This window comes from Halomonas sp. 707D4 (assembly GCF_024158685.1).
In the GTDB taxonomy this organism is placed as follows: Bacteria; Pseudomonadota; Gammaproteobacteria; order Pseudomonadales; family Halomonadaceae; genus Vreelandella.
The window spans coordinates 1-18,548 of record NZ_JAMZBD010000010.1 but is presented as its reverse complement, the minus strand read 5'-3'; the positions used below and the strand labels follow the sequence as shown (position 1 = coordinate 18,548).

General features: G+C 59.1%; 12 protein-coding genes and 1 tRNA gene. 4 read left to right on the top strand and 9 right to left on the bottom strand.

Annotation, left to right across the window (positions count from 1 at the left end; translation table 11 throughout):
• From BIS11_RS01020 to BIS11_RS01010, 3 genes are all read left to right on the top strand, one after another.
• Positions 1-1,110, top strand: a 1,110-nt coding sequence (locus BIS11_RS01020) for a cytochrome c (RefSeq protein WP_253585653.1), incomplete at its 5' end; no start/stop codon positions are given.
• 157 nt (positions 1,111-1,267) lie between these two features.
• Entirely contained in the window at positions 1,268-2,725 is a 1,458-nt protein-coding gene (locus tag BIS11_RS01015) for a Na+/H+ antiporter family protein (protein ID WP_301282948.1), read from the top strand.
• A 164-nt stretch (positions 2,726-2,889) separates the two neighbouring features.
• Positions 2,890-4,731, top strand: coding sequence for a nuclease-related domain-containing DEAD/DEAH box helicase (locus tag BIS11_RS01010; RefSeq protein ID WP_253421957.1), 1,842 nt, complete (start codon positions 2,890-2,892; stop codon positions 4,729-4,731).
• A 126-nt stretch (positions 4,732-4,857) separates the two neighbouring features.
• Here the strand turns inward: BIS11_RS01010 and BIS11_RS01005 are convergent, their stop codons facing one another.
• The 7 genes from BIS11_RS01005 to BIS11_RS00975 form a co-directional block, all read right to left on the bottom strand.
• Positions 4,858-5,805 carry a GIY-YIG nuclease family protein gene (locus BIS11_RS01005; protein WP_253421959.1) on the bottom strand — a complete coding sequence of 316 codons (948 nt, stop codon included), beginning with the start codon at positions 5,803-5,805 and terminating at the stop codon, positions 4,858-4,860.
• Positions 5,806-5,866: 61 nt separating this feature from the next.
• On the bottom strand, positions 5,867-8,917 hold the full coding sequence (locus BIS11_RS01000; RefSeq protein WP_253421962.1) for a type III restriction-modification system endonuclease: 3,051 nt from the start codon (positions 8,915-8,917) through the stop codon (positions 5,867-5,869).
• Between the two features lie 108 nt (positions 8,918-9,025).
• Positions 9,026-10,711, bottom strand: a complete 1,686-nt coding sequence (locus BIS11_RS00995; protein WP_253421970.1) for an RNA-binding domain-containing protein — start codon at positions 10,709-10,711, stop codon at positions 9,026-9,028.
• Positions 10,712-10,715: 4 nt separating this feature from the next.
• Positions 10,716-12,596 (bottom strand): site-specific DNA-methyltransferase, encoded by a 1,881-nt coding sequence (locus BIS11_RS00990; RefSeq protein WP_253421974.1) that lies wholly within the window; start codon positions 12,594-12,596, stop codon positions 10,716-10,718.
• 34 nt (positions 12,597-12,630) lie between these two features.
• Complete coding sequence (locus BIS11_RS00985) at positions 12,631-13,299, bottom strand: DUF4391 domain-containing protein (protein WP_253421978.1); 669 nt, start codon at positions 13,297-13,299, stop codon at positions 12,631-12,633.
• Positions 13,296-16,661, bottom strand: a complete 3,366-nt coding sequence (locus BIS11_RS00980; protein WP_253421981.1) for a helicase-related protein — start codon at positions 16,659-16,661, stop codon at positions 13,296-13,298. Before BIS11_RS00980 ends, BIS11_RS00985 begins: the two co-directional genes overlap by 4 nt.
• Positions 16,662-16,859: 198 nt before the next feature.
• Positions 16,860-16,936: transfer RNA gene (locus BIS11_RS00975), tRNA-Ile, on the bottom strand.
• A gap of 126 nt (positions 16,937-17,062) precedes the next feature.
• Between BIS11_RS00975 and BIS11_RS00970 the strand changes: the two genes are divergently transcribed.
• Positions 17,063-17,638 carry a hypothetical protein gene (locus BIS11_RS00970; protein WP_253421984.1) on the top strand — a complete coding sequence of 192 codons (576 nt, stop codon included), beginning with the start codon at positions 17,063-17,065 and terminating at the stop codon, positions 17,636-17,638.
• A 7-nt stretch (positions 17,639-17,645) separates the two neighbouring features.
• On the opposite strand, the gene BIS11_RS00965 is transcribed toward BIS11_RS00970, so the two are convergent.
• Positions 17,646-18,452: an ABC transporter ATP-binding protein gene (locus BIS11_RS00965; RefSeq protein WP_253421987.1), complete on the bottom strand. Its 807-nt coding sequence runs from the start codon at positions 18,450-18,452 to the stop codon at positions 17,646-17,648.
• The coding region (locus BIS11_RS00960; protein ID WP_253585654.1) for an iron chelate uptake ABC transporter family permease subunit at positions 18,449-18,548 on the bottom strand (100 nt) is incomplete at its 5' end. The genes BIS11_RS00965 and BIS11_RS00960, both read right to left, overlap by 4 nt.

Below are 18,548 nucleotides of genomic sequence, written 5' to 3'. Positions count from 1 at the left end.
CTCTACCCGGCGATGCCCTACACCGCCTACGCCCACCTGAGCGATGCCGACATCCACGCGCTCTACGTCTACTTCATGGAGGGCGTGGCGCCGGTGGACGCACCGACCGCCGAGACCGCGCTGCCATTCCCCATGAACCTGCGCGTGGCGATGAAGGGCTGGAACCTGCTGTTCCACGATGCCGAGCCGCTCGAGGACGACCCGGAGCGCTCCGCCGAATGGAACCGCGGACGCTATCTGGTCGAAGGCCCCGGCCACTGCAGCAGCTGCCACACGCCGCGCGGCTTCTTCATGCAGGAGCGCGACGACCAGGCGCTGACCGGCGCCCAGGTGGGGCCCTGGTACGCGCCGGACATCACCCCGGACGTCGCCGCCGGGATCGGCAGCTGGCGCCACGACGAGCTGGTCACCTACCTGCGCACCGGCAAACTCGCAAAGGCTCAGGCCGCCGGCAGCATGGCGGAGGCGATCGAGCACAGCTTCCAGCACCTGACCGAGGACGACCTGGGGGCGATCGCCACCTACCTCGAGGCGCTGCCGACGGCAGAACCCGGCAGCCAGACGCGCAGCCGCTTCGACCACGGCGAGCCCGGCGACGAGCTGGCGAGCTTTCGCGGCGACGGCTACGCGGCGGGGCTTTCCGGCGACAGCCGCGGCGCTCAGCTCTACTCCGCCAACTGCTCGAGCTGCCACCAGGCGGACGGCAGCGGCACCGACGACGGCTACTACCCGCGCCTTTACCAGAACGGCGTGCTGGGCGACGTCAACGCCACCAACCTGATCGCCACCATCCTCTACGGGGTCGATCGTGAAGTGGGCGACGAGCACGTCTTCATGCCGCCCTTCGGCGAACAGCCCAACGCCTTCAACTCGCTGAACAACGACGATGTCGCGGTGCTTGCCAACTATCTGCTGGCCCGTTTCGGCGAGACCGACGACGACGGCCACCCGGTCCTTCAGGTCAGCGCCGCAGAGGTGCAGGAGATCCGCGAGGGCGGCCCGCGCTCGCCGCTGATCCTGCTGGCACGCATCGGCCTGGGGGTCGGCGTGGTCGTGCTGGCACTGCTCGGCCTCTGGCTGATTCGTCGGCGCAAGGCGCTCAGGCGCTAGCCCAATAACCTTGCAGATCGGGCGTGGCTCGACCGGTAAAGCCTGAGCCACGCCCGATGAGCCCTGAACGTACCTTGTCACCTTCGCAGCGCGCAAGGCCGCCGATCTGCTATCATCGCGCCGCCCTCGACTGCCGCGATGCTAAAAAGGAACGCGCATGGACTCATCACTATCACGCCCCTCCTCCGAGCCGGATAGGTTCCTGACCCGGCGCGTGCTGCCCACACTGGGGCTTTTCGCCCTGGTGTACGGCGCCGCGCTGGCACTCGACTACCACATCAATACCGCCGTGCTCACCATCACGCTGATGGTCACGCTCTGCCTTCTGAAGATGCCGGTGGCCATCGCCCTGATCGGTGCTGCGCTTCTCGGCGCACTACACGGCGGGCTCTCGATGACCGAGGCGATCACGACGTTCAACGAGAGCCTCTTGACCGGCGCCCAAGTGGGCATGACCTACGTGATGGTCGGCGCCTTCGCGGTGGCGATCGCGCGCAGCGGGCTTCTCGACCTGCTGGCGCAGCGCATCGCGGCTCGGCTCGACTGGCGCGAAGGCGCGACCAACCAGGGCGTGAAGTGGGGGCTGTTTCTGACCTTGATCGTGGCGTCACTGCTTTCCCAGAACGCCGTGCCGGTGCATATCGCCTTCATCCCCATCCTGATTCCGCCGCTTCTCGGGGTGATGAACCGCTTGAAGATCGACCGCCGCGCGGTGGCGTGCCTGCTGGGCTGCTTCATCAGCGCAAGCTATTTGCTGCTGCCCACCGGCTTCGGCGCGATCTACCTCAACGAGATCCTGCTCGCCAACGTCAACGAGGTGGGCGAAAGCCTGAACCTCGCCGTCACCGCCGACATGGTGCCGCGCGCCATGTTCTGGCCGGTGATGGGGCTGATCGCGGGGGCAGCGGTGTGTGTGTTCTACAGCTACCGCAAACCGCGCGAGTATGAAAGCGTGCCGGCCACCGGAATCGCGATGCAGGCCCGGCCCAAGCGGCCGAACCTGGTGCAGCTGGCAGCGACCGTCGCGGCGATTGGCGCGGCACTCGGCTGCCAGCTCGCTTTCGACTCGCTTTTGCTGGGTGCGCTGGTGGGCTTCGTGATCCTGGGGGCGAGCGGCGTGTTTCGCTGGCGCGAGCAGGACGACGTCTTCACCGAGGGTATGCGCATGATGGCCCAGATCGCGGTCATCATCACGCTGGCTTCGGGCTTTTCCGGGGTGCTCGGCGCCACCGACGAAATCGGCTCCTTGGTCGCCGCCACCGCCGCGCTGCTCGACGGCAACATGATGCTGGGTGCGGCGCTGATGCTGATCGTGGGGCTGTTCATCACCATCGGCTTCGGCGACTCGTTTGCAAGCGTCCCAATCCTCGCGCCGATCTACATTCCGCTGGCGCTGGCGCTCAGCTTCTCGCCCATGGCCACGGTAGCGCTGCTCGGCGCCTCCGCCGCACTCGGAGACGCGGGCTCGCCGGCCTCCACCATCACCCTGGGCGCCACCGCCGGGCTCAACGCCGACGGCCAGCACGACCACATCCGCGACAGCGTGATCCCGATGTTCCTGCACGCCAACCTGGGCATGCTGCTGTTTGCCTGGGGGGCGGCGATGATGCTGTGAGCGAGGCGCCACTGGCGTGACCCGCGCTCGAGGCCCGGCCCACGATGACGAAACCCGTCCCTTTTCAGGGACGGGTTTTTGATTGAAGGCCCCCAGGGGGGCCGTTAGAATGAGAAAGCTAATGATATTTTACCAAGGGCAGCCGCCCGACGGGAAGCTCGCTCATGGCCACCTTCATTCCTGCGCTTTCGACCATTACCCGCATGACCCCCGGCGAGCGCCGCGTGGCCCAGCGCCTGGATAGCCTGCTCGAGGACGACTACATCGTCTGGTACGACATCCCGCTCGGGCGGCAGCGCCGCTACCCGGACTTCATCGTGTTGCATCCCGCGCGCGGCCTCCTGTTTCTCGAAGTGAAGGACTGGAAGATCGAAGCCCTTCGCTCGATCACGCCGGCCAGCACCGTCATCGACACCTCCCAGGGGCGCAAGACGGTCAGCAATCCCTTGTTTCAAGCGCGCCAGTGCGCCTTCGCTGCCATCGACCAGCTCAAGCGCGATCCGCAGCTGACCCAAGCCGACGAGCGCTACCAGGGCAAGCTCTGCTTTCCCTACGGGTTCGGCGTGATGTTTCCCAACATCACCCGCCGCCAGTGGGACGAGTCGATGACCGAGGAGCAGCAGGAAGCCGTACTGCCCGGGCACCGCCTGATCTGCAAGGACGAGATGCTCGCCACCGCCGACCCGGAAGCGTTTCAGGAGCGGCTGTGGGCCATGTTCGACTACCGCTTCGGCGACAAACTCACCCTGCCCCAGCTCGACCGCATTCGCTGGCAACTCTTCCCGGAAGTACGCATCGACGCCCCCACGGGCGATCTGTTCGGCAACGAAGAAAGCGACGAGGCACCGGCCACGAACGTGGTGCCGGACATCGTGCGCGTGATGGACCTTCAGCAGGAGCAGCTGGCGCGCAGCATGGGCGACGGCCACCGGGTGATCCACGGCGTGGCCGGCTCCGGCAAGACGTTGATTCTGGGCTACCGCTGCCTGCACCTGGCCCAGGCCACCACCAAGCCGATCCTGGTGCTCTGTTTCAACATCACCCTGGCCGCCCGGCTTCGCTGCTTCATCGCCGAAAAACGCCTGACCGAGAAGGTGAAGGTGCACCATTTCCACGAATGGTGCGGCCAGCAGCTCAAGACCTATAACGTCGACCTGTTGCCCGGCAGCCGCCCCGCTTACGAACGCCAGGTGGAGAGCGTCATCCACGCCGTCGACCAGGGCCATATTCCCCACGCCCAGTACGCCGCCGTGATGATCGATGAGGGCCACGACTTCGAGCAGGCCTGGCTGAAGCTCGTGGTGCAGATGATCGATCCGAATACCAACTCGCTCCTGCTGCTCTACGACGACGCCCAGTCGATCTACCAGAAAGGCGCCCTGAAATTCCCGCTCTCCTCCGCCGGTATCCAGGCGCGCGGGCGCACCACCATCCTCAAGCTCAACTACCGCAACACCCGCGAGATTCTGAGCTTCGCCTACGAGTTCGCCCAGGACTTCCTCACCGCGCACGAGGGCGACGACGATCACGTACCGCTCATCGCCCCGGAAGTGGCCGGCGTCAGCGGCCCTCAGCCGGCGTTTCGCGCCTTCAAGAGCGACGATGCCGAGGCCAACTACCTGGTGCGCTGCATAAAGGCCTGGCAGGAGCAGGGAAGCGAGCTGAACAGCATCGCCGTGGTGTATACCGGCAACGCCCAAGGGCGCCTTTTCCACAACGCCTTGCAACAAGCCGGCATTCCCAGCCGCTGTCTGCAACAATCCAGCGATAAGCGCCGCTACGACCCGGACGCCCAGGAAGTGGTCCTGCTCAGCCGCCAGAGCAGCAAGGGCCTGGAGTTCGACACGGTACTGCTCAGCGGCCTCGGCGCGCTCGACCCCGCTGAAGAAAAGCAAGCTCAGGAAGCCCGGCTTCTTTACGTGGGCATGACGCGGGCGCGACGGCGACTGATGGTGACCGGGAGTAAGGTGAACTGGTATAGCGAGCGGCTGGTGGAGTTGGCTTAAGATCGAAAAGAAAAGTAACGTTGCGGTTACTTCGACAGCTTTCTCAAGACTTAGCTTGAGACAGGCTTATTTACTTTTTTAACTTACAGTGATGAAAATGCTTTATAAAAGGCATTTGCAATCAGGTTAAGCTGTGTCCTTTGTTACTGCTGATGCAGCACTCACCTTTTGATCTTGCCAGCTAGCATAAGTCTGGCCAGTCGCTTCGACTTTCCATTGCTCACGCCCGTTGGCACTACGACCGGACACGACTGCCGCGGCGGCGCTCGGGCTTGAAAACGCGTAGTCGACTACAAATCGTCGCAGCCCATTCTCTGTCTTTACCAATACACCGTCACTACAGAGCTGTTGATAGAGCGCTTTATAACCGCCATTAACGCCAATCCACTCATCACGCGCTATCGCGCCCTCAAGCACAAAAAATTCGCCGTCAATTTCCTGGCCGGTTGCCTTGATACCATGCCGCGGCACTTCGAGTGAGAACCTGGGAGACTGTGCAGCTATTGTCGGTGCTTCAGAAAGCTGCTGGCTTGTCGGGTGAGCGCGGCCGCGCAGAAAATCGAAGCCCAGCACCGGTAATACGGTACGAATTTGTTCGACAAAAAACGCCATGTCGGCGCGGTCGGATTCGGGAAGGTTGATATACTCGTGAGCAGTGCCATTGGTCAATTTACAGCGCCCGATATCCGCCGCTTGCTTGATCAACTGACTCTCCAAATATTTCACGTGCGCCTTGGTAAGGTTCTGGTCCTTGCTGGTAATCAAGCAGACCCGTTCCCAGAAATCCTTGCCGCCGCCGGGTCCTGCCATTTCCGGGCGATTATGCTGCTTGAGTCGCGTGCTCACATCATCGCTTTCACCAATGTAAACCAGCGGCCGCAGGCTATTATCAGGATCGGGTCCTACCAAGAAATAGATACCGGTACGCCCACACTCGGGCCTTTGCACCAACTCGCTGAGTTTGGTCCGCGGTCCGGCCAGCACATGGCCTGTCCAGTTCATGATTTCGGCCGTAAACAACCCACTGGGTGTGCCATCGACCAGAAACAGACGAATACTGCGGCCTTGCGTCATTGTTGCTCCTTCATACGAATCAAACACAAGCAGCTCGAAATTCAGCCATTATCCGATACGCTCAGCGCACGATATCCATGAGCTTATCGTAGGAATCCACCACGCCATACGTCACCTTCGCCGTCGCGATCGTGTCGAAAAATTTATTGGCGCACTTGGTCTTGGCCTTCTCGATTCCACGAAGCTCCAGGGATGACATGCTGCCTTTGGTCTCGGCCACGAAGTAGACATGCTTGACATCGTTCTCATTGAAGGCGATGGCCCAGTCAGGGTTGTAGTTGCCTACTGGCGTCGGGATGAAGAAGCTCTTCGGTAGCTTGGCGTAGACCACCACCTCTTTTCCAGTGTCGAGCTCTTCAACGAAGTCCCGCTCGATCCTGGAATCAGTTACTACGTAGTCATAAACGTGGCGGTTGGCCTTGTAAGCTTGATCCAGCTGGTTCTCCGGCTTCGCGATAGTAAAGATTTCCCGACTGTGCCGCTCATTGAGCGGGTCGTAGCTAATGTGCTCGACCACCATGCTAGCCTTCTGCTCATTGATCAGCCTGGCAGCCTGGGCCATGAAGTCCTCGGGGTTCATCTGGTACTGCTTGAAGGTCTTCGGCTGAATCCTGGAGAGAACCGTCGCAACAGTGCGCCGCGTCAGCTGTGTAGCCTCGGCCAAGCGGCCGATCAGATCATACTGAACCGCTGAGTGATGCGAGCCGCCATACTTCACCCGCTCGCTCTCGTTGACGGTGAAGGCCTGCCCGCTGGTCAGATCCTGGTAACTGGCTTCTGCCTTCTGGGTACCACGTTCCACCTGATACTCCAGGCGCTTCACCTTGAGGTTTTCATTAAGTTCTCCAACACATTTCTCGATCAGCTCGTTGGAGTCGAAATTGACCGAGTAGGCCGCCTTGCGGTTGATCCGCTCCCAAAGCTCCTGAAACTCTTTCTTGTGGAAATTATCGTTGAGCGAATTCAACTTGGCCTTGCGGCCGTCACCGATGTGCGGCAACTGGGCGTTACTGAAGACGCTGTCAATCAGTTGGAAGACCTGCAGCGCATAGGGCTGGAGTTCTTCCGGAAGAGCTGCCAAGGCTCCTCCTTCTTTGGCCTTGTGGTACGCTTCAGCAATCCGATCCGTATCATCCTCTAGGTACTGGTTGCGAATCAGGTAGCGATGGATTTTCTTCGCCATGGCAGGCGTGACCTCAACCTCTCCTTCATCCGATACAAGCAGCTTGCCGGTAAAGTAGGCTTCATCGGCGACCCGCGGGCGCTCGGAGAGATCCTTGCTGATGTCGCGCTGCAACGCGGTGACGAAGTCCTTATAGCTCTCGCTGGCGATCACCGTCAGCTCGTTGATGTCGTGCACCGTCAACGGGTCGTCCATGCGCTCTCCCAGCTGGTTAACCGCGAGACGCAGGCCGCGCCCCACTTCCTGGCGCCGGGAGATAGTGTTGTCGCTGTGCTTCAGCGTGCAGATGACGAACACGTTGGGATTGTCCCAACCTTCCCGGAGGGCGGAGTGGGAGAAGATAAAACGCGTTGGCTCCTCGAAGGAGAGCAAGCGTTCCTTGTCCTTCAATATCAAGTCGTAGGCATCGACATCGTCCGTTTCGTTAGAGCGCGCCTTGGTGGTGGGGTCGACGAGGCGCTTGGACTTCTTGTCGATGGAGAAGTAGCCGTTGTGGGTGTCCGAGGTGTCGATGCCTTTCAGGTAGCGGCTGTACTCGCTGTCCTCCAGGGTTAGCACCTGGTTGAGCTGCTGGTTGTACTCCTCCTCGAAGATCCGGGCGTACTCGCCCAGCACCTCGCCGCCTTCATCGTACTGGCGATACTTGGCCACCTCATCGATGAAGAACAGTGTGAGTACCTTGATGCCTTGAGAGAACAGCAGTTGCTCCTTCTTGAAGTGCGCCTTGACCGCCTCACGGATCTGGATCTGGCGAAGCGCCTTCTCGGTGACGTCGAGGGTCACCTCCCCGGCGGTGAGCTCGACCCCGTTGGTGAAGCTGAGTTGATCCACCCGGGCGTCAATGTCCGAAACGACAAAGCCTTTGTATTGGTCCAGCCCACCCGAGAGTTCATGCAGATTGTCCCCCTTGCCCAGCTTGCGGCGCCTGCGCTTCACGCCAGTGGCTGACCTTTCCTCATACTCGACCAAAGCGACAGGGGGCTTGTTCTTGGCCGTTTCGATATTCTCGAGGTAGAGGTAGGCATCGGTGCCGGTGAGACCCTTGGTGGTGACACCGTGCACCGAGATCTTCTTCACCAGCTTCTGGTTGTAGGCGTCCAGGGCATCCAGGCGGTGGATCTTGTTATAGGTCGTCTTGTGGGTCGCCGAGTAGCGCACGATGAACAAGGGGTTGAACTCGCTCAGAGAGCTGAGCGTCTTGCCCCCTTCCATCTTCTGCGGCTCATCGAGGAACAGGATCGGACGGTTGGCCTTGATTACGTCGATGGGACGGCGCGACTGGAAGTCGTCCAGCTCATCGTAGATACGGCGATTATCGGCGCCACGGGAGTTGAAGGCCTGAACGTTGATGACCATCACGCTAATGCCGGCATCCGAGGAGAAGCTCTCCAAGTTATGCAGCTGCTTAGAGTTGTAGATGAAGAAGCGCGCCTTTTCCCCGTAGCTCTCCAAGAAGTGATCGGCGGTGATCTGCAGCGACTTGTAGACCCCCTCGCGGATGGCGATGCTAGGCACCACCACGATGAACTTGCTCCAGCCGTAGCGCTGCTTCAGCTCGAACATGCTCTTGAGGTAGACGTAGGTCTTGCCGGTGCCGGTCTCCATCTCTACGTCTAGGTTGTAGGGGCAGCCGGTCTTGTCATCCTTCTTCAGGCCGTCGGAGAGCGGCAGGTTCTGGCGACGCTGCACAGTCCGGATGTTATTCAGCAGCTCTAGCTCCGTTAGCTCAAGCGCGGCGTTCTTGAAACCAGCGTCGTCGGAATCTGGCGAGGCGTACATGTCACGCTGCATCGGCCGTGCCAAGGGTGCGGATTCGCCCGGGTCGATGCGGTAGCGGATACCGCTGCTGAAGGGCTGGCCGGCAAAGCAGTCCGCCAGTGCCTCGATGGCCCGCGTCTGGTATTCCTGGGTCTTGAACTTGAGCTTCATGGTGTTCCTGCTAATGCCTCTCTCTGCAAGCTTTCTACAAACCAGCACTGCAAAGAGGTATAGATGCATGATTCTTAAGGAGTTAACGAGCGTTCTCTTTGCAGGGCTCTATGTTTTTCTTTGAAAGCTCTCTGCAAGCTGCCAGCAAGGCGACGTATCTGAACCGTTATTGACTATGACGCCACGACGCCGCATTTTTGTCAACAAGCTACTGATTTTATTATATTTTTGCTTGTAGCTTAAAGCCTCGCTGAGCTTACCCAGCAGCAGTTGGTTGATATCTGCCCTGTTGGCCTGGCCAAATTTCTCCAAGTAATCCGTCAACAGCTTGGCATAGAACTCATCATCTTGAGCACGGGTTCGAATATAGTCGGCCTTTCTGGCCGTCGCCCCTGCCACGCGGGCGGAAACATGAAAGTTGGGCTTGCGTCCCTCAATGAGGCCGGCATGTCGTAAACGCCTAACCGCCTCATCGCTAATCGGTAACCGCTTCTGTACTCGGTCCAATGCCAAAATTTCGAAAAGCGTCAGATCTGTCTTCTGAATCAACAGGCGACTGTACGCGGAGTCGACCACGCCACCGTAGATACCAAGTCTGACGGCGCCTGGCTCGCTCAGATCATAGTCCGGTAGCGGTAGATAACGTTTAGCTTGACGGGAATACATGTCGTGAATGCCGTAGCCCATGGTATCGATCATATTGAGCTCGGCCATGGCCTGGGTCAGGAACGGATTCCGATAGCGCTTCGGGACCCGGTGCCCTTCTAGATAGTCGCCAGGCTCCCCTTCGAAAAAGCTGCCCTCATTTTCGAATAACAACCGGTCAGGACGCTCAACCACTACTACTCGCGCATTGCGGGTGTAGTCCTGATGCGCAATACAGTTATGCAGCGCCTCGAGCACAATTTTTTGGTCGTACTTGGAAACTTCTACAGGCAGAAGCTCATCTTGGGGCAGTAACCGTAACTGGATGTTGCGAATGCGCTGATAAAGCCTCGTCGTACTCAACAGGAACGGCGGCCCGAAGTGCTCATAGGCTCGCTCTTCCCCACCTTCCAGCTTCCAGGTCAGCTGAGCGGGATGGGAGGATAGCAGCGGCGATGCTACCTCCTTGCCAAGCAACAATAGGGCCGCCCGGGTCACCTGGCCGTCCAGCGTCAGCTTGGCACGATCCAGGAAGGTGGCCAGCGGCCACCCCATCACTTCGACGGGCTCGAAGCGGTTGGCGTACTTCTTGGCAAAGGACTCTCGGGCCTTGCTGACTGCCTCGGGGTCGAGATGGTCGAGCGTGGCATTCGGCACCAATTGCACGGACCAGTCGGTGGCATCGGTCTGTCGCCGAATCGCATCCTGCTTGTCCAAGCCCAAACCGGTCAGACTCTCCCCGGCGCGAGCGAAGTAGTGCCCTTGCCAGGCGATGGGCATACCCATCGGTGCGGCGGGAATCTCGAACAGCAGTACCCGGCCCGCCGGCGTTTCCAGCTCGTGGATATCGCGGAAGGTGATGCTGGGCTCGGTGCCGTCGGCGATCTGCATCTTGAGCCTGTGGAGTTCGCCAGGGGCTTGGCGGTACTCGGACCCCAGGATGCGCCTTGTCTTGTCGTCGATGCCAAAGACCAGCCAGGCGCTTTCGCAGGCACGCAGATTGGCCTCGTTGGCCAGCGCCGAGAGGTACTTGCCAAGATCCGATGTGGAGAAGCCCTTGCCACCGCGCTTGAACTCGACCACCTCGCTCTCCCAGCGCTCGATCAGGGAGTGCAGCAACTGCTTCAGTGCCTGCTCGTCCATGCTCATGGGCTTAGATCACCTTGACGTCGGTATTGGGCGACTTCTGGGCGAAGATCTGCTCGACGTTGATCTTGACGCTGTCGCTGGCAAAGCCGGCATCGCGGAACACCACGCGCAGTGGCTCGTACTCGGCCAGTTGCTTGACGAAAGCCTCGTCGATATCGAGGTCGAAGCAGGCAGCCAAGGCCATATGTTTCTCGGCTCCGTCGACGAAGAAGACAGTTTTTCCATCAAGCTCCCGGCGAGAGATGGGAAGTGACAGGTCAACGCCCCAGTCCAGCAGGACCTGGAAGAGCAGGTCTTCAGCTTTACGGCCTTCACGAATATTGTCTACAGATTTTTCCAGGAGGTCTTGACTCAATGCATCAGGTGAGTAATGTGTTTCTCGCATGTTAGAGGAATCTATTTTTAAAAACCTATAGCCGACATCATTTGTCAACTCACCTTCTGATGAATTTGAATAGATTTCACCACAACGCCTCAGTCTCTCGCAGCAAACGTTAGATATAGTGTCAAACTCTTCACCATCAATTTCTTCTGGTAGTTGGACCAGGAAAAAGCGCCTATTTCCCCCGTCACCTTGATTTAGTCCCATCACTGCTTCAGCAGTGCTACCAGACCCTGCAAAAAAATCTAAAACAATATCGTCAGAATTTGCCGAAGTGGCAATCTGCAAAATCCTTTTTATTAGTCGCGGGGGCTTTGGAGTATCAAAGAGCACATCTCCAGTATTAGCCTCCATTAGTTTACTAAGATCCCTTTTGGCATGTCGGGTGCTTCCAACCTCTTTCCATGACCAGTAGGTTTGTGGTATTACGCCACTTTTTACTTCGCTCAAAAATCTCTTTATCCCAGGTCTATTAGAGCCACTTTCACCCCACCAGATACGACCATCACGATCGAGCTCCTCGAATTTCTCCTTGCTTATCCTCCAATAGCTACCTGCGGGAGGCCCATCGATAACTTTTCCACTTGGAGTAGTAATCGGATATACCCCTAGGCTATAAGCATTTCTAGCAGCCAGGTCTCCTAGCAACCAAGGACCTCTAGGGTCATTGTCTGGGTTTTTATACCTAGACTCCATTTCTTTGGAGCGTGGCAAAAGATTTGGCCTCCAAACTTCAGAGTCCTTAGCATATACCACGATGTAGTCATGGTCTTCACTAAAGTATTTTGCGGAGTTTTTCGGGCTGTCCATTTTGTGCCAGATAATCTGGGCAATGAAGTTGGCCGAGCCAAAAACTTCGTCACAAATCTTCCTTAAATTGTCTATCTCATGGTCATCAATAGAGATAAAGATCGCACCATCATCTGAAAGCAGGTTTCTAGCCAGCTTCAGCCTTGGGTACATCATGGAAAGCCAGTCTGAATGGTATCGTCCATTTGACTCTGTATTAGTAACAAGACGCCCACCGGAATCAAGGTGTTGATTGCTTTTCTTAAGGTAATCTTCTGAAGAAGAAGAAAAATTGTCGTTATAAACAAACTCTTTTCCGGTGTTGTACGGAGGGTCGATATAGATAACCTTGACCTTGCTCAGATAGGTCTCTTGAAATAGCCTAAGAGCTTCAAGGTTATCCCCTTCTACAAAAATATTTTTTGTTCTAGAAAAATCAATACTTTTTTTATTGCAGGGACGCAGCGTTTTAGCAGTCGGTGCATTAGCCGCCAGCAGGGCTCCCCGCTTGCCGGGCCAGTTGAGGTGATAGCGCTCCTGGGGTCCCTCGACGATATGATCGGAGAGCTCCTGGCGCAGCTGGTCGAAGTCGATGGCTTGCTTCACCCGCCCCTGCTCATCCCGTGCTTCGGTGACACAGCTAGGGAACAACTCGGCCAGCTTGGCGATATTGGTCTCGGTGAGGTTGGGGGAATGCATCTTCAACTTATCCATGGTGTCGCGTGTCTCCGAACCTCTGGGGTCGTGATCAGGTGTCATAGGCGGCAATTTTCTCGCGGATCGAGCGCAGCTCGGCGTTGATCTCGACCTTGCGGTTGAACTGTTTCTCGTTGCGCATGCGCTTCTCAAGCTTGTCGGCATCCTTCTTGAGAAATTCCATAGCTCTCAAACGTTCCAGCTGATCTGGCTGGGCTTCACCCTGACGCGCCGGTGCTGGAAGCAGGTTGCGGAGCAACTGCTGGTAGAGCTGCTTAAGATCGATGGACGTGGGTAGCGGCTGCCGGGGCGTGTCGGCTGACAGCCAGTCGCTACTGGCGTAGTGGTCATGCAGCACCCATTTGCTAACGTCAGCCTGGCTGGGTCGCTTGTAGGCAGCAGTGACACGGATACCGCGAACGCCGTGTAGCTCGAACAGAATCGGAAAAGGAATGGCGCGGTCGATGGCCCGCAGCACGTCTCGGTGCAGGTCTTCGCCCTTGAGGGTGATCACGAATACCTGCAGCTCTGGCACATCAAAGGTGCCCGGCAGATTGAGCGTATTGTGGGCCAACTTGGCATGCCAGTTGATCTGACCGACCTCGTCCCGCAGGCGCTCCCTGAGCCTGTTGGAGGCCCGCACATGCGCCAGGATGCGCTGCTTGGCCACCACGCGACTGAGCACGGTCTTGGCAGGGTACTGATAGAGCGGTGCCGTCATGATTCTTTCTTGCGTTCCTTGCTGACCGCATGACGCTCCGTGCCCATCTCTGTAACTGAGCCCGCCTCACGAATGACGATAAAGGTAATCAGCTCGAAGTCGTCGAGCCGTTCGATAGTATCGACCAGTGCCGTGGTCTCGCCACCGCTGAACAGGCTGTCGATATCCTTGTCCTCCTTCACCTCGATCATCGAGCGGATGACCTGATCCAGTAGCGCCGAATAGTCGTGCATATCCCGGCCGTCTTGAGTTTCCTCGTTGAAGGCGCGATAGACGGCTTCTACAGGGTCGCTCAGCCCTCTACAGGCAGTGCGTGCCAAGTCGAGCAGACGCTTGACCTCGGTGTAGTCGCTGATCACCTCTCCGGTATGACTGATGTAGACCAGGTAGAAAGGGTGCAAGCGGTTCTGCTGCTGCAGACCAATTCCCTGTTGGCCCAGGCGCTGATCAAGATTGCGCAGGGTGAAGATGACACCCGGTTGCAGGCCATTCTCGGGGCGGGCAGGCACGACGGTATGCAGACCGTTCGGAATACGGCTCAGGTCGCCGTTCTCCTTCATATAGCCCAGCAGGTCCATGCGGAATTCGTTCAGGCCCAGGTCGGTGATCGACACGCCGGACTTGAGATCCTCCATTTCCACCACTTCATCCTGCAACCGGCGCAGCTGCTCGCGCCGGTAAGCGACATCGTTGGACTGGGCGTTAAGCACATTGTCGTCGCCGGTAGCAGTGACGTCGGCAATCACCATGCGGTTCTCGACGCGCTCCCTGAGGTTGATGTACTCGTCCAGGCTGATGTCCGGCCAATAGTTGACCAGTTGGATGCTGGCGTTAGGAGAACCAATGCGGTCGATACGCCCAAAACGCTGGATGATGCGTACCGGGTTCCAGTGGATGTCATAATTGATCAGATAATCGCAGTCCTGTAGGTTCTGGCCTTCCGAAATGCAATCGGTCGCGATCAGGATATCCAGCTCGCGGGGTTCATTGGGGTATACCACGCTCTTGCTCTTAGCCTTTGGGGCAAACAGCGTCAGCAGGCCTTGAAAGTCGTAGTGCTGGCGACTGTTGGGCATGGCCCCAATGGTCGATTTCGGGGCGTCGCTGCCGGTCACCAGGCCAGTATGTACGCCCTGGGTCTCCAGCAGAGTCGGCGCCAGGCTGTCGTAGAGGTACTTGGCGGTGTCCGCGAAGGCGGTGAAGATCATTACCTTGCGATTGCCGGGGTTGATCGGCGAGGCCAGCTTGCTGGCGATCTGCGTTTTAAGGTGCTGCAGCTTGGCATCGTCGGACGGGGTGACTTTGGCCATTTCCTCCAGCAGCAACTCGATCCACACCAAGTCGGTGCTCAAGTCATGCTCCCAGGACGGCAGATCCATGTCCTCCAGGCTGATCTGGACCTTCTTACCCACCGTGGTATCACCCGGCATGGGAATGCTGTCGTCGTCCGGGTCGGCGTCTTCGAAGGACGCGGTAATATCCGCGAAGCTCTCCGAACGGCCGGTCTGCTTGAAGGCGTCGATCTTATCCAGGATGGTCGTGTAGATATCCTGTAGCCCCTCCAGGGTCAGGCGAAATGCCTCCACCGAGCTCTCCAAACGCTTGAGCAGGTTGGTCGTCATCAGGGCCTGCAGACTTTTTTCCCGGTCTACCTGCTTGAAACTCCCTCCCCCGCCGGACACTTCAGTGTCGTACATCTCCTCGTACTTCTTGAGGCGGCTAGACAAGATGTAGCTGATCGGGGCGTAGACCGAGAGCTTAAGCTGAGAAAGTTGCTGGAAGATCTCGTTGAAGCCGATCACGTCGGGTCGATGGGTGAGCGGACAGTGAAACGATAGCGGCTTGCAGCGCTCCGGAAAGCTGCCGATATCGCTAGTGTCATAGAAGGTTTCGATATGCCGGCGTGAGCGAGCGATAGTGACGCTATCCAGCAACTCGAAGAAGTCGAAATCCAGCGCCTGCAGGATAGCTTTCGTAGTGCGCTTCTCGGGCACAAGCGCCGACCATTCATTAAAGGTGGTCTGAGCGCGTCGGAAAATGCCCTCGATGTCTTGAGCACCACTGAGATGGCGCGTCAGGTTCTCAGCTTCGCCCTCATAGGCCAAGGCCAGCTGATTCTTGAGATCGTTGAATCGGTTGTTAACTGGAGTTGCCGAGAGCATCAGCACCTTGGTCTTCACGCCCGCCCGAATCACCTGGTTCATCAACTTCTGGTAGCGGGTCTCGCGATCCTTGTAGACGTCGTTGTTGCGGAAATTATGCGACTCGTCGATGACCACCAGGTCGTAGTTACCCCAGTTGACGCGATCCAGCGGCATCCCGAAGGACTCCCCACGGGTGCGCTGCAGGTCGGTATGGCAGAGCACGTCGTAGTTCAGCCGGTCCTGGGCCAGCACGTTGGTGGTCAGATTGCGGTTGTAGGTCAACCAATTGTCGGCGAGTTTCTTGGGACACAGCACCAACACGGAGCGGTTGCGCAGCTCGTAGTACTTGATGACTGCCAGGGCAGTGAAGGTCTTTCCGAGGCCCACGCTGTCGGCCAGGATGCAGCCGTTATAGCTTTCCAGCTTGTTGATGATGCCGGTGGCCGCGTCGCGCTGAAAGTTGAACAGCTTTTGCCAGATGAGGCTGTCCTGGTAGCCGGTACGGTCGTTGGGCAGTACGTCCTCGCTAATGTCTTCCAGGAATTCGCGGAAGATGTGGTAGAGCATCAGGAAGTAGATCCGCTCTGGCGGGTTCTCCCGGTAGACCGAGGCGATATGCTCACGCAGCCGTTCAGTGACATCTTCGAGCTTCTCCTCGTCCTGCCATAGCTGGTCGAAAAGAGCCATGAACCGGGACGTGTGATCAGGCTCACTAAAGCGGGTGACGAAGTTGGAGACCGCGTTGCCCTGCTGATAACCCAGGTCTACTGCCGTGAAGCCCTGCAGCGGCATGTAGACGGTGTCACCGCCCTGGGCTTCGACGCCGGCAAAGGGCTGCATGGTCGCTTGGCCACGGTTGGAGCGGAAGCTGGCCTTGCGGCGCATCCAGTCGGCGCATTCGCGGGCGACGGCCCGCTGGGTCAGCTTGTTCTTGAGCTGGATCTCGAACTCGCTGCCATGGACGCTGCGCTCGCGCTCCGCCTGTGGGATGTGGAACTCACGGTGCTCTTTGCGGAGCTTGTCGCTCGCCTGGTCAGGAACAAAGGTGGGCGAGGTGAAGATGAACTCGACCGAGTCCAGCGCCTCCAGCTCATTCTTGAGCGCCTCGTAGGCGTAGATCGAGAAGCAGGAAGCCGCAATCTTGAGCCGGGTGCCAGGCTTCAAGGTGTCCTTCAGGTCGTCGCCAAGTAGACGGCTAACATTATCGATTATTTCCATCACCGTCTCCCGTCGTCAAACCAGCCAGCTGCATTGGCTCATTCTCGTTATCTATCGAAATTTACCTTAACTGCGGGCACACCGGCAATTCGAAGCGTTTCAAGGACGCAGGGATTAAAGCAGGCAGAACAGGGTAAGAAGAGAGCAGATAAACACTGAAGGGGTCTTGCTATCCCTTGAAGGAGAACCATTGAGAAATGGTGGGCCCAGTAGGACTTGAACCTACGACCAAGGGATTATGAGTCCCCTGCTCTAACCAACTGAGCTATAGGCCCGAAAAGCGTGCGTATGATAGCGAAAGTGCGTCGGCGAGGCTACCCCTGGCGGCGCCCTGTTGCGCGCCGGCGGCACTTTTTCCCGTTGCTACGGTCTGCAGGTGAACCCTTTGGCGGAGACGCTTTGTGAAACGATTGCTTGCCCCCCTGGCGCTGCTGTTCGCCCTGCCGGTTCATGCGGATTGGCAGCTCGACCCCGGCCGTTCGAACGTCCAGGCCACCCTTACCCAGCTGGGCGGCGCGAGCCCTCAGGTTCATCATCACCAGGTGAACAACCTGCAGGGCAGCATCTCGCCGGAGGGTACGCTGCGCCTGCCCTTGAAGCTCTCCCAGACGGATCTGTTGAACCGCCTCGGGGAGTTGCCGCCCTGGGCGACGCTCTTGACCAACACCACCCTGGTCACGCTGGTGGCGCAGATGTCGCCGTCGAAGCTCGATGGGCTGGATATCGGCGACTCCTTCGTCGAGCCGCTCACCTTTCGCGTGCAGGCAGAGGGGTTGAATCGGGAGGAGACGGTGCCGCTGCGCTTCACTCGTGAGGGGCTCAACGAGGTGCGGGTCACCCATGCCGAGCCCATGGTGATGGATGGCCAGGCGTTGATGGCCAACCCGACCGTGCGCACGGTGATGTCGCTGCTGGGCTACCAGCAGATCGGCGACGAGGTACCGGTCACGCTCGATGCGCGGCTGGTGAACCAGTAGCCGCGCCTCAGGCGGTGGCGGCGCGGCGTACGTTGGCGATCAGGGGGCTGCCCGTGGCCGGGTCGGTGAGCAGCGTGCACTCCACCTGGTAGAGCGTCTTGACCAGCGCCGGCGTCACCACCGTGGAGGGCTTGCCCTCGGCGACGATATGCCCCGCGTTCATCGCGATGAGGTGATCGGCGTAGCGGCAGGCGCTGGCCAGATCGTGCAGCACCATCACCACGGTGCGCCCTTCCCCGGCGAGCTTGCGCACCAACTCGAACACTTCGATCTGGTGGCCCAGGTCCAGCGCCGAGGTCGGTTCGTCGAGCAGCAACAGCGGCGTCTGCTGGGCAATGGTCATGGCGATCCAGGCGCGCTGGCGCTGGCCGCCGGAGAGCGCATCCAGCGGCCGCTCGGCTAGCTCCTTAAGCCCTGCAGCCTCCAGGGCGTACTGCACCACCGCTTGATCCTCCGCCGACCACTGGCGCAGCCACCCCTGGTGGGGCTGGCGGCCGAAGCGAATCAGCTCGGTCACAGTCAGCCCTTCCGGCGCCGTGGCCTCCTGGGGCAGCAGCGCGAGCTGCCTGGCCAGCTCCTTGGCGGGCAGGCTTTGCACATCGGCACCGTCGAGCAGCACCGCGCCGCTGTCGGGCTTGTGCAGCCGGGCCAGGCCCGAGAGCAGCGTGGACTTGCCGCAGCCGTTGGGGCCGACGATGGCGGTCACCTGGCCTCGGGGCAGGTCGAGATCCAGCGCGTCGATCACCCGGCGCGGGCCGTAGCTCATGGCGAGCGTGCGGGTCGAAAGCGTGGGCGCGGCGGTCGTGTCGGTCATGGGCGGCTCCGTTGCGGGCGCATGAGTATCCATAAAAGCCAGGGGCCGCCCACCACGGCGGTGACGATGCCCACCGGAATCTCGACGGGGCTGAGC